Origin of the sequence: Pseudomonas sp. SBT1-2, assembly GCF_028640875.1 — a bacterium.
Classification (GTDB): Bacteria; Pseudomonadota; Gammaproteobacteria; order Pseudomonadales; family Pseudomonadaceae; genus Aquipseudomonas; species Aquipseudomonas chlororaphis_I.
Genome location: NZ_JAQZAA010000046.1, coordinates 32,205 through 44,909 on the forward strand (window position 1 = coordinate 32,205; position 12,705 = coordinate 44,909).

General features: G+C 62.3%; 17 protein-coding genes. 10 read left to right on the plus strand and 7 right to left on the minus strand.

What is annotated here, in order from left to right:
• From PVZ78_RS04860 to PVZ78_RS04885, 6 genes are all read left to right on the plus strand, one after another.
• On the plus strand, positions 1-767 hold a 767-nt coding region (locus PVZ78_RS04860), incomplete at its 5' end, for an NAD(P)H-dependent flavin oxidoreductase (protein ID WP_273828301.1).
• A gap of 173 nt (positions 768-940) precedes the next feature.
• Positions 941-1,708, plus strand: a complete 768-nt coding sequence (gene modA / locus PVZ78_RS04865) for a molybdate ABC transporter substrate-binding protein (protein WP_041983411.1) — start codon at positions 941-943, stop codon at positions 1,706-1,708.
• Positions 1,709-2,389, plus strand: coding sequence for a molybdate ABC transporter permease subunit (gene modB / locus PVZ78_RS04870; protein ID WP_009049354.1), 681 nt, complete (start codon positions 1,709-1,711; stop codon positions 2,387-2,389).
• Positions 2,390-2,392: 3 nt separating this feature from the next.
• Entirely contained in the window at positions 2,393-3,481 is a 1,089-nt protein-coding gene (gene modC, locus PVZ78_RS04875) for a molybdenum ABC transporter ATP-binding protein (protein ID WP_273828302.1), read from the plus strand.
• Positions 3,482-3,736: 255 nt separating this feature from the next.
• Positions 3,737-5,377 carry an ABC-F family ATP-binding cassette domain-containing protein gene (locus PVZ78_RS04880; protein ID WP_273828303.1) on the plus strand — a complete coding sequence of 547 codons (1,641 nt, stop codon included), beginning with the start codon at positions 3,737-3,739 and terminating at the stop codon, positions 5,375-5,377.
• Between the two features lie 70 nt (positions 5,378-5,447).
• Positions 5,448-5,657, plus strand: a complete 210-nt coding sequence (locus tag PVZ78_RS04885; protein ID WP_009049357.1) for a hypothetical protein — start codon at positions 5,448-5,450, stop codon at positions 5,655-5,657.
• A gap of 243 nt (positions 5,658-5,900) precedes the next feature.
• Here the strand turns inward: PVZ78_RS04885 and PVZ78_RS04890 are convergent, their stop codons facing one another.
• Positions 5,901-6,221 carry a YbjQ family protein gene (locus tag PVZ78_RS04890; RefSeq protein ID WP_009049358.1) on the minus strand — a complete coding sequence of 107 codons (321 nt, stop codon included), beginning with the start codon at positions 6,219-6,221 and terminating at the stop codon, positions 5,901-5,903.
• 210 nt (positions 6,222-6,431) lie between these two features.
• On the opposite strand from PVZ78_RS04890, the gene PVZ78_RS04895 reads away from it, so the two are divergent.
• On the plus strand, positions 6,432-6,758 hold the full coding sequence (locus tag PVZ78_RS04895; protein ID WP_009049359.1) for an isochorismate lyase: 327 nt from the start codon (positions 6,432-6,434) through the stop codon (positions 6,756-6,758).
• A gap of 63 nt (positions 6,759-6,821) precedes the next feature.
• On the opposite strand, the gene PVZ78_RS04900 is transcribed toward PVZ78_RS04895, so the two are convergent.
• Together PVZ78_RS04900 and PVZ78_RS04905 are read right to left on the minus strand one after the other, a co-directional pair.
• Complete coding sequence (locus tag PVZ78_RS04900; protein ID WP_016704205.1) at positions 6,822-7,022, minus strand: hypothetical protein; 201 nt, start codon at positions 7,020-7,022, stop codon at positions 6,822-6,824.
• A 114-nt stretch (positions 7,023-7,136) separates the two neighbouring features.
• Positions 7,137-7,340, minus strand: coding sequence for a DUF6021 family protein (locus tag PVZ78_RS04905; protein ID WP_009049361.1), 204 nt, complete (start codon positions 7,338-7,340; stop codon positions 7,137-7,139).
• Between the two features lie 406 nt (positions 7,341-7,746).
• Between PVZ78_RS04905 and osmE the strand changes: the two genes are divergently transcribed.
• The gene (osmE, locus tag PVZ78_RS04910) at positions 7,747-8,106 is read left to right on the plus strand and encodes an osmotically-inducible lipoprotein OsmE (RefSeq protein ID WP_009049362.1); all 360 of its coding nucleotides are present in this window, start codon (positions 7,747-7,749) and stop codon (positions 8,104-8,106) included.
• Positions 8,107-8,554: 448 nt separating this feature from the next.
• On the opposite strand, the gene PVZ78_RS04915 is transcribed toward osmE, so the two are convergent.
• Both PVZ78_RS04915 and PVZ78_RS04920 read right to left on the minus strand, forming a co-directional pair.
• Entirely contained in the window at positions 8,555-9,067 is a 513-nt protein-coding gene (locus PVZ78_RS04915) for a fimbrial protein (protein ID WP_009049363.1), read from the minus strand.
• 424 nt (positions 9,068-9,491) lie between these two features.
• Positions 9,492-9,923: an anti-virulence regulator CigR family protein gene (locus tag PVZ78_RS04920; protein ID WP_009049364.1), complete on the minus strand. Its 432-nt coding sequence runs from the start codon at positions 9,921-9,923 to the stop codon at positions 9,492-9,494.
• Positions 9,924-10,038: 115 nt separating this feature from the next.
• Between PVZ78_RS04920 and PVZ78_RS04925 the strand changes: the two genes are divergently transcribed.
• Complete coding sequence (locus PVZ78_RS04925; protein ID WP_080577950.1) at positions 10,039-10,512, plus strand: hypothetical protein; 474 nt, start codon at positions 10,039-10,041, stop codon at positions 10,510-10,512.
• 466 nt (positions 10,513-10,978) lie between these two features.
• Here the strand turns inward: PVZ78_RS04925 and PVZ78_RS04930 are convergent, their stop codons facing one another.
• Both PVZ78_RS04930 and PVZ78_RS31730 read right to left on the minus strand, forming a co-directional pair.
• Positions 10,979-11,386 carry a hypothetical protein gene (locus PVZ78_RS04930; protein ID WP_028682519.1) on the minus strand — a complete coding sequence of 136 codons (408 nt, stop codon included), beginning with the start codon at positions 11,384-11,386 and terminating at the stop codon, positions 10,979-10,981.
• 147 nt (positions 11,387-11,533) lie between these two features.
• Positions 11,534-11,722, minus strand: coding sequence for a winged helix-turn-helix transcriptional regulator (locus PVZ78_RS31730; protein WP_115344067.1), 189 nt, complete (start codon positions 11,720-11,722; stop codon positions 11,534-11,536).
• Between the two features lie 538 nt (positions 11,723-12,260).
• Between PVZ78_RS31730 and PVZ78_RS04935 the strand changes: the two genes are divergently transcribed.
• Positions 12,261-12,590, plus strand: a complete 330-nt coding sequence (locus tag PVZ78_RS04935; RefSeq protein WP_009049368.1) for a hypothetical protein — start codon at positions 12,261-12,263, stop codon at positions 12,588-12,590.
• Positions 12,591-12,705: the final 115 nt, after the last annotated feature.

Consider the following 12,705-nt stretch of genomic DNA (forward strand, 5'->3'; position numbering starts at 1 on the left):
AACTCGGCGCCGACTTCGAGGCGCCGACCCCGGTCAGCAGCCGCGCGCCCTTCGACGCCGTCAGCTGCGAGCTGGTGGAAGAGCTGCGTCCGGAAATCGTCAGCTTCCACTTCGGCCTGCCGGAGCCGGCCCTGCTCGCGCGGGTCAAGGCCACCGGGGCGAAGGTGCTGTCGTCGGCCAGCACCGTCGATGAGGCGATCTGGCTGGAGCAGCGTGGCTGTGACGCGATCATCGCCATGGGCTACGAGGCCGGCGGCCATCGGGCGATCTTCCTCAGCGAAGACCTCAACACCCAGGTCGGCACCATGGCCCTGGTGCCGCAGATCGTCGATGCGGTGCAGGTGCCGGTGATCGCCGCCGGCGGGATCGGCGACGCCCGCGGCATAGTCGCCGCCTTCGCCCTCGGCGCCTCGGCGGCGCAACTGGGCACCGCCTACCTGTTCACCCCGGAAGCCAAGGTCAGCGCCGCCCATCACCAGGCCCTGCGCACCGCCAAGGACAGCCAGACCGCCCTGACCAACCTGTTCACCGGCCGCCCGGCGCGGGGCATCGTCAACCGGGTGATGCGCGAGATCGGCCCGATCAGCCCACTGGCCCCGGCCTTTCCCCTCGCCGGTGGCGCGCTGATGCCATTGCGCGCCAAGAATGAGGCCGACTTCGCCAACCTCTGGGCCGGCCAGGCCCTGCGCCTGGGGCTGGAACTGCCGGCCTACGAGTTGACCCGCACGCTGGCCGAGCAAGCCCTGGCCAAGCTCAACAGAGGCTAAAAACCCCAGGGCCGCGACTCCGCTCGCGGCCCGCTGCCCACTCCAGCTCTTGCCCCAGTTCCGTTCGCTGGCGATTCGCTATATATTTCCGTATACAGCGTTTCACCCACCCCCGGTGCAGTCCCTTTCCATATCCCCCACTGCCCAACGTCCCTTCGCCAATGGAGCTGTTCATGAACCGTCGTCTCTCAGGTTTTGCCCCGACCTGCCTTGCCGCTGTGCTCGCCGCCTGCGCTTTCGGCTCGGCCCAGGCCGATGAAGTCCAGGTCGCGGTCGCCGCCAACTTCACCGCGCCGATCCAGGCGATCGCCGCCGACTTCGAGAAAGACACCGGGCACAAGCTGGTGGCCGCCTATGGCGCGACCGGGCAGTTCTATACCCAGATCAAGAATGGCGCGCCGTTCGAAGTCTTCCTCGCCGCCGATGACAGCACCCCGGAGAAACTCGAAAGCGAAGGCGCCACCGTCAAGGGCTCGCGCTTCACCTACGCCATCGGCACCCTGGCGCTGTGGTCGGCCAAGGATGCCTACGTCGACAGCAAGGGCCAGGTGCTCAAGGACAACCACTACCAGCACCTGTCCATCGCCAACCCGAAAGCCGCGCCTTACGGCCTGGCCGCCACCCAGGTATTGGCCAGGCTAGGTCTGACCGAGCAGGTCAAGGGCAAGATCGTCGAAGGCCAGAACATCACCCAGGCCTATCAGTTCGTCTCCACCGGCAACGCCGAACTGGGCTTTGTCGCCTTGTCGCAGATCTACAAAGACGGCAAAGTCAGCAGCGGCTCGGCCTGGATAGTCCCGGCGCAGATGCACGACCCGATCAAACAAGACGCGGTGATCCTCAACAAGGGCAAGGACAACCCGGCGGCCAAGGCCCTGGTTGACTACCTCAAGGGAGCGAAAGCCGCGGCCGTCATCCAGTCCTACGGTTACCAACTCTAAATGCCGCTATCGAGTGCCGACTTTTCCGCCATCTGGCTGACCCTGCAACTGGCGTCGCTGACGACCCTGATCCTGCTGATCGTCGGTACGCCGATTGCCTTGTGGCTGTCGCGCACTCGCTCGTGGCTGCGGGGGCCGATCGGCGCCATCGTCGCCCTGCCCCTGGTCCTGCCGCCGACGGTGATCGGCTTCTACCTGCTGCTCGCCCTCGGCCCCAACGGCTATATCGGCCAGCTCACCCAGGCCCTCGGCCTGGGCACCCTGACCTTCAGTTTCAGCGGCCTGGTGATTGGCTCGGTGATCTATTCCATGCCCTTTGTCGTGCAGCCGCTGCAGAACGCCTTTACCGCGATCGGCACCCGTCCGCTGGAAGTGGCGGCGACCCTGCGCGCCAATCCCTGGGACACCTTCTTCAGCGTGATCCTGCCGCTGGCCAGGCCGGGCTTCATCACCGCGGCCATTCTCGGTTTTGCCCACACCGTCGGCGAGTTCGGCGTGGTGCTGATGATCGGCGGCAATATTCCCGAGAAGACCCGGGTGGTCTCGGTGCAGATCTACGACCACGTCGAAGCCCTGGAATACGCCCAGGCCCACTGGCTGGCCGCCGCCATGCTGGTGTTCTCGTTCCTGGTGTTGCTGGCGTTGTACTCCAGCCGCAAAACCCGCGCTGGCTGGAGTTGAGTCGTGAGTGCATCGATCCATGTGCGCCTCAAGCGCCGTTACAAAACCTTCGACCTGGATCTCGACCTGGAGCTGCCGGGCCGTGGCGTCACCGCCTTGTACGGGCATTCCGGCTCCGGCAAGACCACCTGCCTGCGCTGCATCGCCGGCCTGGAGCAGGCCGAACAGGGCCTGGTACGGATCAACGACGAAGTCTGGCAGGACAGTGAACGCCAGCTGTTTATGCCACCGCACAAACGTTCCCTGGGCTACGTGTTCCAGGAAGCCAGCCTGTTTGCCCACCTCTCGGTGCAGGCCAACCTGGAGTTCGGCCTCAAGCGCATCCCCCGCGCGCAACGCCGTGTGGACATGGCCCAGGCCACCGAGCTGCTGGGCATCGGCCACCTGCTGCAGCGCCATCCGCACAACCTGTCCGGCGGCGAGCGCCAGCGCATCGGCATTGCCCGCGCGCTGCTGACCAGCCCGCGGCTGCTGCTGATGGACGAGCCGTTGGCGGCCCTCGACAGCAAACGCAAAAGCGAGATCCTGCCGTACCTCGAACGCCTGCATGACGAGCTGGAGATCCCGGTGCTGTATGTCAGCCATTCCCAGGATGAGGTGGCGCGCCTGGCCGACCATATCGTGCTGCTGGAAAACGGCCGCGCCCTGGCCAGCGGGCCGATCGGCGAAACCCTGGCCCGTCTCGACCTGCCCCTGGCCCTGGGCGACGACGCCGGGGTGGTGATCGAAGGCCAGGTCACCCATTACGACGCCGGCTACCAGTTGCTCGCCCTGCAACTGCCCGGCAGCCAGTTGCAGGTGCGAGTCGCCCATGCGCCGATGGCCATCGGCAAGCACCTGCGCTTCAAGGTCCAGGCGCGGGACGTCAGCCTCAGCCTGCAGGCCGGCGAACACAGCAGCATCCTCAACCGCCTGCCGGTGACGGTCAGCGGCGAAATCCCCGCCGACAACACCGCCCATGTCCTGGTGCGCCTGGACGTCGCCGGCACCCCGCTGCTGGCGCGAATCACCCGCTATTCCCGCGACCAGTTGCAACTGCACCCGGGCCAGCAACTCTGGGCGCAGATCAAGGCGGTGGCCGTGCTCGCCTGAGTCGCGCGCCGGGCGCAAGCGTTTCTCGCGAGCAAGCTCGCGCCTACCAGGGCGCGTATTGGATCTGTAGGAGCGAGCTTGCTCGCGATAGCCGCGCCGCGGGTTGTCATCCGGCCCACCCGCGCGTTAGGCTAGCCGCCCTTCCCCGTCACCGGACGATTGCCGACGTGAACAACTAAGCCTTCCAGAAATGTATTCGCGACAAGCCGCCTTGCTGCGCTTGTTGGCCTTTTTCGACATTCTCCGGAGGTGCTGATGACTCACGTCACACGGCTGCCTGCGCTGGTTTCCCTGAACCAGCTGACATTCCAGTTCGCCCATGGCGAAACCCTGTTCGATTCACTCGACCTGACATTCGATGCCTTGCCCACCGGCATAGTCGGGCGTAACGGCACTGGCAAGAGCGTGCTCGCGCGCCTGATCGCCGGCGAGCTTGCGCCGTCCTCGGGCAGCGTCACGCGCTTCGCCCGCCTGGCTTATGTGGCCCAGGAACACCTGGCGCAGGAGGGCCAGAGCGTTGCCCAGGTCGCCGGCATCGCTGAGGCCCTGGCCGCCCTCGAGCGCCTCGCCGCGGGCCAGGCCTCGATGGCCGACCTGGCGCAGGTCGACGAGCGCTGGGACCTTGGCGAACGCCTGCGCCGCCTGCTGGACGAGGCCGGTCTCGACACGGTCGGCCCCGACGATCCGGCTGCCAGCCTCAGCGGCGGGCAACGCGCGCGTATCGCGGTGATCGGCGCCCTGCTCAGCGATGCCCAACTGCTGATACTCGACGAACCCAGCAACCACCTCGACGAGCCCGGTCGCCAGTGGCTGCTGACGCAGCTCCAGCAGTGGCGCGGCGGACTGCTGCTGATCAGCCATGACCGCCAATTGCTGGCGCAGATGCAGCGCATCGTCGAACTCACGCCTCACGGCGCGCGAGTCTACGGCGGCAACTACGCGGCATTCCGCGCCCAGCGCGAAGCCGAGCACGGCGCGGCGCGGGCCGCCCTGGAGCACGCGCGAACCGAACGCAGTCGCGAACAGAAGCGCCTGCAACGCGAACACGACACCATCCAGCGCCACGCCGCCGGCGCCCGACGTTATGCCGACACCGCCAACATCGCCAGCTTTGAACGGAGGAAGATAAAAAGCGCCGCTCGGGACATCATGGGCCACGTGCGCAACCGTCAGCAGGGCCACAAGAACAACCTCGATCAGCAGGTCCGCGACGCCTATGCGCGGGTGGTGCCGGAGGCGCCAACCCTGGTGACGCTGCCCGGCACCACGGTGCCCCAGGGGCAACAGGTGTTCTGCCTGACCCGAGCGCAATTGCCCTGGCTGCCGCCCGAGGCCGCCTCCAGCTACCTCGACCTGACCGTCACCGGGCCCATGCGCATCGCGGTCAGCGGGCCCAATGGCTGCGGAAAATCCACGCTGCTGAAGATGCTGGCCGGCGAGATCCAGCCCTTGAGCGGCCAGTGCCAGGTGCGGCTGGCCAGTGCTTGCCTTGACCAGCGCCTGTCGCTGCTCGATCCCGAGCGTTCGATCCTCGACTACCTGGGGGCGCTCGACCGGCCACTGCAGGAAGGCCTGCTGCGCAGCCGCCTGGCCTGGCTGCAACTCGATGCCCAGCGCGTGACCCAGCCCTGTGGCCGGCTCAGCGGCGGCGAACGCCTCAAGGCCGCGCTGGCGATTGCCCTGTGGCGTGAGACGCCGGCCAAGCTGCTGCTCCTGGACGAGCCGACCAACCACCTGGACCTGGAATCGGTGGAAGCCTTCGAAAGCGCGCTGCGCGATTTCCCGGGCGCGATGCTGGTAGTGTCCCACGACCGCGAGTTCCTCGCCGCCATGGCACCCAGCCACCGGCTGCAATGGACGGCAGCGGGCTGGAGACTGGACGAGGCCGGCCAATGAACAGGCTTTTGCGCGAATTTCAGAGTTGCTTCTATAGTTGCTCTGAGCAGCTATCAACCAGGGAAGCGCCATGGAAGACATTTTTGTCGTAAAGCGCTGCAACAAGATCATCATTCAGGGTCGACGCGCCGGGGAAGCCGCCCACGGCGCGCCGATCGCCGCCCACTGGTACCGCATCGCCGACACCCGCACCGACGGCTTCATCGGCGATGGCTACGACCTGGAAGAGGACGCCATGCGCGAGTGCCGCCGGCTCAATGCCGCCAGCCGCCGCGCCTGAAACCGTGGACAACCGGGTGGTGCAGCCACTCGCCGGCAATGATGAAATTTCTTTCACTGTGAACCTGCCAAGGCTTCGCTAAAGTGGCTCACGCTTATTGAAGACTCCCGACTGGCCCACCGCTCCCCCGGTGGGTCTTTTTTATGGGCGATCGCCAAGGGCCGGGCGGCGGTCTGGCAGAGGACGCCAGGCATAAAAAAGCCCCGCACGCGGGCGAGGCTGTGTGATGCGGCGAGACGCTGCTTACTTGAGCCTGACGGCGGTGCCGGTGACAAAAACCACCACCATGCCGCCACGGCCGCTGGGCATGCTGATCTCGTAGTCCAGGCCGATCACCGCATCCGCGCGAATATCGCGGGCACGCTCCTTGATCTCGTCGGTCGCCTGCACCCGGGCTTCTTTCAGCGCCCGCTCCAGGGTCTGGGAACGCCCACCGAAAAAGTCGCGCATTCCGGCGAAGACGTCACGCACGACGTTGATCCCCTGCACGGACTCGGCGCTCACGATATCCAGGTACTCGGCGATCTCTCGCCCCGCGATCGCGTGGGTGGTAGTGATAATCACGGCATTCTCCTTTGACCGGCGCGACCCTGCCCTGAACCCGGGCGGGGTCGCAAAAAAACGCGATGGTAACAGACGCTCGGCAGGCAGCCATGCAGAGCATGCCGCGCGAGGCTGGCGCAGCGGTCTGCACGGTGCTGCCAAGGGCGAGCCTGTCCGTGATTAAATCCGCCAGCGGATAACCGCAGATCCTTTCCCCACTGGAGTATTCACATGGACGTCATTCAGTCGCTAGCCCCCGAACAATGCGCAGGCATGGAGGATATCCGCCGCGAGATCGATCGCCTCGACCAGGTTGTCATCCAGCTGCTGGGCGAACGTTTGCGCTACGTCATGGCCGCATCGAAATTCAAGACCTCGGAAACCGCCGTGCGCGCGCCCGAGCGTTTTCGCGCCATGCTCCTGCAACGCCGGGAATGGGCCCAGGCCGAGGGTCTGAACGCCGATGCCATCGAAAAGCTCTACAGCGACCTGGTGCAGCATTTCATCGCAGAGGAGCTCAAGGGCTGGAAGTCCGCCCAGGCCCAGTCGCCGGCCTGAGGGTAAAAGAACACCCGACAGCCCGGGAACACGCCAGGCTGTCGGGCAGGGTCGTGGATGGGGTTATCGGGTGTTGGCCCCTTGCGCAATCTTCTTGGCCTTCGCCTTGTAGGCCGGCAAGGCTGCCGCGTAGGCCAGGGCCTCTTCCCGGGTGCCAAAGGAGCCAAGACGGTCGCCCTTGGTGCAGACCCGCCAAGGGCCGCTGTTGACGCTGACCACGTCATAGCCGTTCATGTGCATCTTGTTCAGCATTGGAACGCTCATAATCGCCTCCCTTTCGGTAGAGATCGTCCGAGGTTGTCGCGAACACCTTACACCCGGTCCGCGCGGGCGTGGGTTCCATCCATCGCTACGAAGCCGGAGTACCCTGCCTGTGTTTCACTTGGGCTTCAGGTTCCCCAGCGGGTCATACGCCCGGGACTTGGGTTCTTTCTCCGGCTTGTTGTCCCTGGGCGCTTTCGCCGGACCTATGGGGTCCACCTGCGGATCCGCCAGGTCCGGGGAGTCGGGGTCGAAGCCCAGTTCGTCCTTGCCGGAAGCGTGCTCGGATGAACGCGGGCCAGTGGGCCTGTTCGTATTCATGGATACCTCCCGACCAGGATGGAATGTTCTTTCAATAAGAGGGCCATTCCGGCGCGGGGTGCAAAACAGCTGACGAATGGCACTCGAGCAAACGACCTTTTTCCGCCGTGCTTATGGCGTTTTGGAAGGTCTGCCGCAGTCGAATCATGAGCTGCGTTATCAGTCCGCGCCAAGGCCTGCGTTTCGTCGCCCTGTCGTTGCTAGGGCCATAGCGCAAGCGCACACTGGCTGCAGCTGACGGATCAGCTCCCCCTCTGCAAAAAGCCCGCCCATGCGGGCTTTTTGTCTATCCGCCATCCCCTCGTCCCGCCCTTTGCGAATACTGCTCGCCGCCCTCGTCGCTCGGCTTTACTTCAACTGATGCATCAGGCGTCTCTTCACGACACCGACCATCGGGAGCCCTGCCATGAACAAAACACTTATCGTCATGATCATCCTGTTATCAGCTGCCTCCGGTTGCACCAGCAATTCCCACGTCTACCGCAATCAACCGCTGGTGGCGAAGGTCGAGACCGGCATGACCCAGGACCAGGTCCGACAGATCGGCGGCGAACCCTTGTCCGTCACCCCGCGCACCGTGGAACTCGGGACCTGCTTCGACTATGTGTTGACCCAGGCCGGTCATAACCAGCCGTTCAATGTCAGCTTCGACGGCAACGGCAAAGTCGACCACACCAGCTTCCTCACCTGCGCCGAATGGAGCCACGCCCAGCAGAAAGCCAGGGCTCCAGGCAGCGGCACGAGTGATATGGGTGGCGGTTATTGAGCTGAGCTGGCCAGAGTCGGCGGCGATTGCGGGTGGGTACGTCCAGATGAAATTTCTTTCACTGTGAGCCGAGCGCCAGGCGGGTAGATTTCACCCTGCTCATTCAACTATTGGCCCGCTCCCCGCGGGCTTTTTTTTGCCTTGCAGAGCGACGTGAAAGATCGCCGCAGGCAAATTTCAGGCAAAAAAAAGCCCAAGTAGCTGATGGACACTTGGGGCTAAAAATGCATAAACCGTGGTAGGTGAACGCGGGGCTATCTTAACGTCCCCGAGAACATGTAACAATATATTTTGAGGTTATTTTTACCCTAAATGCTTTCTAAGCCCTTAAATAACCACATGTTTTTTCAGGCCATGGCCGATTCGTCACCTTGTTGACGTCAGTAAAAAAGCACCACCGCCTGGCTTTCCGCATGATTCAACGTCTGCGTGAACCTCTTGCCTGCCGTCAGGCATACAGGATCACGCACTCCGCAAACGAGGAAAACTCACCGGCTTCCACAGGCCCGCCGGTGCTGACCAACCTTGCCGCGAAGGACAGCCTGAAACCCGGTGCCACCGGGCACTCGGCACAGCCTTCATGGCCCAGAAGCACGACTTTTCCCTCGCTATCCAGCAACTGAACGCCAACATTGCGTGCGGAACCGGCCTCTTCGTAATCATTCATCAAGGTCACACCATCACTGGTGATGCCGTCAAAGTAGATCTGGACCTTTTTCGCCCCCTTGAGCCTGTCTTCATTCAACTCGACGCTGAACAGCTGCGGAAAACTGCCACCCGCCTGAAGCACATCAAGGCTCGATGTGCCCAGCCCGACCACCTGCTCCATGCCGCTGGAACGCCGATGTGCAACTCCAGAAACAACACCTGCATCCAGGCCATGACCAGGATCGATCGTCCACGTGGGAGCGGTGACCCTGGCGCGAAAATCAAAGAACTTTCCAACATTTTGAGTGGGCATTATTTATTCCTTTAATTGAATGCAAACATGCGATCGGTTCAGTCCGGAGCAACCACCCAGGCCACTCTTCTGCCTGTCGCCCTGCGCTTTTTCAATGGGCGAAACGCCGCCGACTCGACAGTCGGTGTCAATCCAAAAAGCGCACACGGCGAACGCTGAAACCTTAAAACGGCGCCCAATCAACGTCCTTAGGACACTTCCGAAACGCTCCACTCAACTATCAGATCGCGCTGGAATGTTGCCGAAGAGGACGCTCGGCAAAATCACCGCCAAGGCGGTTACCTGTATTTGAGCCAACGAAAGACAGGAAAACCGGAGTCAAACAGGATGTTGGAGAGGGAATATCGGTGGGAATGGAATGCTGTGTGTCAGGCAAAAGCCCGGTCTTGCACCGGGCTTTGCTTGCGGGTCGGGCCGGACTGAATCAGTCCAGCGCGTCGTGCAGAACTTCGTAGATGATGCCTGTCGCAATGGCGACCAGGATCAAGTCAGTACCAGCCTGTTGCCACTCATAACCGTCATAGTGCGGCAGCCGGCTTAGCATCCGGCCATCCAGCTTTTTCGCGATACCCGGCGGCAGGGGTTTGCCTCGGGCCAGGTTTTTCTGAATGCCTGGCGGCAGGGCCGGCCCGGGTGACCAGTAGTCGCGACTGTCGCCAATGATCACGCGCACACCGCCGACATCTACTTGAGGTCCGCCATACCTGTAGTCCTGGGATTTGTTGCCTTTATTGCCGTGCCCACCCTGATTGCCGTGGGGATTGCCCTTGCCGTTCCCTGGGTCCGCATACAAGGCAGTCGAGCCGAATAAAAACGCGGCGCTTGCTAAAACAGCTACAACCGAACGAGTCGTCATCTCTGCAGTCCTCTGCATGAATCCAGCCGTGGTGCCATTCGTCATGACACACGAACTATAGACAGCCGATTGCGTCTTAGTTCATGCAAACCTCTCCTTATCTATGGAAGCGATCATGCTTTTAAAGAAAAAAAATCTCGTGACGGCCCTGACCTGCGTACTGATGCTGGCAGCGGCGCCTCTGCTCCCTGTGACGTCCGCCTATGCAAAGGACGGTGGTGGCCATGGTGGCGGAAATGGCGGTGGTAACGGCGGGGGTCATGGCGGTGGCAATAGTGGCGGCAATGGTGGTGGTCATGGTGGCCAGGCAGGCGGCCACTCCGGAGGGGTCAGCAGCAAGGGCCATAGCGGCGGCCTGAAAAGCGACCCGGCCGGCAAGTCGGTTCGCAATCTCGGAGAAAATGGCAACCATTACGGCAGCATTCGTAATGACAGCAACGGCCATGGTTCGACCACTTCCGGCGTGGCTCACTCCAAAGACACCCGCGGGCTGTCAAAAGCCACCGCGATCTCGGACACCACGCCCGGTGACCACAACTCGAAAGGCCTGGGCAAAGCCAGCGTCTCCTCGAGCAAGAATGATCGATAGACCCAGCCTCATGCTCTCCAGCTGAGTCGGTTTCAACACTGCCGGTTGGTCAGCATTGCCCGCATGAAAAGCCCGGCCCAGCGCCGGGCTTTTTAGTATCTGCCCCGCCCTTCTTTGCCCTCACGACTCGCGCATGGATGAAATTATCTTTAAGTAACCTTCATGAAGCGAAGCATCTGAGTGCCTACCCTTCTGGGACCGACAAAGTGAACTACAGGAGTAACCCACGATGTTTTCCCATGAAGGTCTCGGTCTGATGTCCATCTTCATTGTCCTGCTGCTGTGTGTGCTGGCGATGTTCATTCATCCTGTGCACGCCCTCTGTAGCTGGGTGCAAAGGCGTAGGCGCAGGTTGTCGGTCGAAAATACGCGGCGTGAAGGCAAGCCCTACTCACGCTGAACAGGCAGCCATCCAACGAAGCCCGGGCATGTCCGGGCCTCTGCTTTCTTGCTTCTACGCAGCCGCTTAGAGCCGCCCGGGCCGTTTGCGCCGGTCGATCACAACCGCGGTCGCCGCCAGCAGGATCGCCAGGGTGTAGGCAAACAGTCCGAGGTTAACGCCCAGGATCAGCTTCTCAGAGCCATCGGTGAGCACCATCGACCCACCGTAAGACTGCCGAAGCCAGTAAGCCGCCAAGAAGCCGCCCGTGACGAACAGGGTCAGGAGGCTGGACAGGCGCAGGTTGCTCTTCAGCCACACCAGCCACAGGCTGAATGCACCGATCGCCGTATTGGTGAACAACTGCCAGACCTCATGCAACCGTGCGTGCGGCTCCCAGGCCGGGTTGAAAACATGGGTCTGATTGATCTCCAGCACCGGTACCACAACGGCGTAGAAGATTATCCCGATCGTCACGAGCAGCTTTGCAATCACCTGGAGCCTCCTTGTTGTGAGGGTCGCGGCAACGTTCGGTAAGAACGAGGCCAGCACTTCAGCGGCATATAAGGACACGCAACCCCATAAAGGTCAGGCCCGATATCTGCCAAAAGCCAGGAGGGAATCACGCTGCAACTGCGCGTTCTACTCTCCGCTGCCTGCCGATTGCCTCAGTTGCCGGGCATCGTAAAGCTCCCGGGCAGCGTCCAGTTGCGGGAAGTTGTGCTCGGCCCAACGATCCAGCGCGGCCAGGGTGTCGACCAAAGAGCAGGCTACCGCCGTCAGCCGATACTCGACATGGGCGGGCTTCTCGGCGAAGTCCAGTCGCTCGATCGGCTTCGATGTGCTGGAGCCCTACCTCATCCACGGCGTGCGTGGTGGGCTGGCTCCTGAGGCAGAACGGAAACAGCAAAATACCTGGAGCAGCGAACCCTCGATTACCAGGCCAGGCTCACCCGCTGGGCACAGTGGCCGTCGATCCCGTTCAACCAGGAGCAGGACTTTATCGATGGCCAGAGCTTGCGGCCTGGCGCGCCGACTTACAGCCCGTTCGTCCGGCACATCCCTTAGCCGTGCAGCCAGCAACCTGTGCCGGCTAAAGGGTTGTTTTACAAGGAGGGTAAAACGACAAAGGCCAAAGGATGATTGGGCTTTTTCGATGCTCGAGCGACTTCTGCCAATGCCATTCGTCCAGGCCTGAGAGCCGCCCCCCGTTCCTCATCTACACCTTAGACATGAGATATCTGGTCGCACGGGTCCGCACAGCTGAATGGAGAGGACCGGGCCAGGCATTCGATTCGATGGCACACGAAGCGCCATGCGAAACCGCAGTACCTCAAGCTTCGGGCTTCATTTCTCAAGGAACGGAAAAATGATCACGAACTGCACGAACTGGCATGCCTGGCTGGACACCATGCCACCCAAACCGGACGAACTTCATGTAGTCGGAGACGTTGAAGTCTCCAACCCAGGGGTCAAGGCCTACCTGACGGTACGAGTCCCGCAGGGTATCAACCCGGCAATACTTATGCTGGATCTGCACCTGTACCAAAGGCCAGGGCAATGGATTCAGGTAATCACCTGCACGCAAGTCAGGTTCACCCGGGTGCTGCCGCCAAACTCCGTGCTCTACAGCGCGGTTGAAATCTTCCACAACGGTGAGCGAATCGCGTATATCGACGAAATCCCACACATCTCCTGACTGATCCGTACTGAATCAGTGGAGCCTTGAAATCCGACTGCGACCGCCTGATCCTCGATCAGTCGGTCGCCTCCCCCGCCACACTCCTGCTTCGTTCAATAGGTTGGCTCTTGAA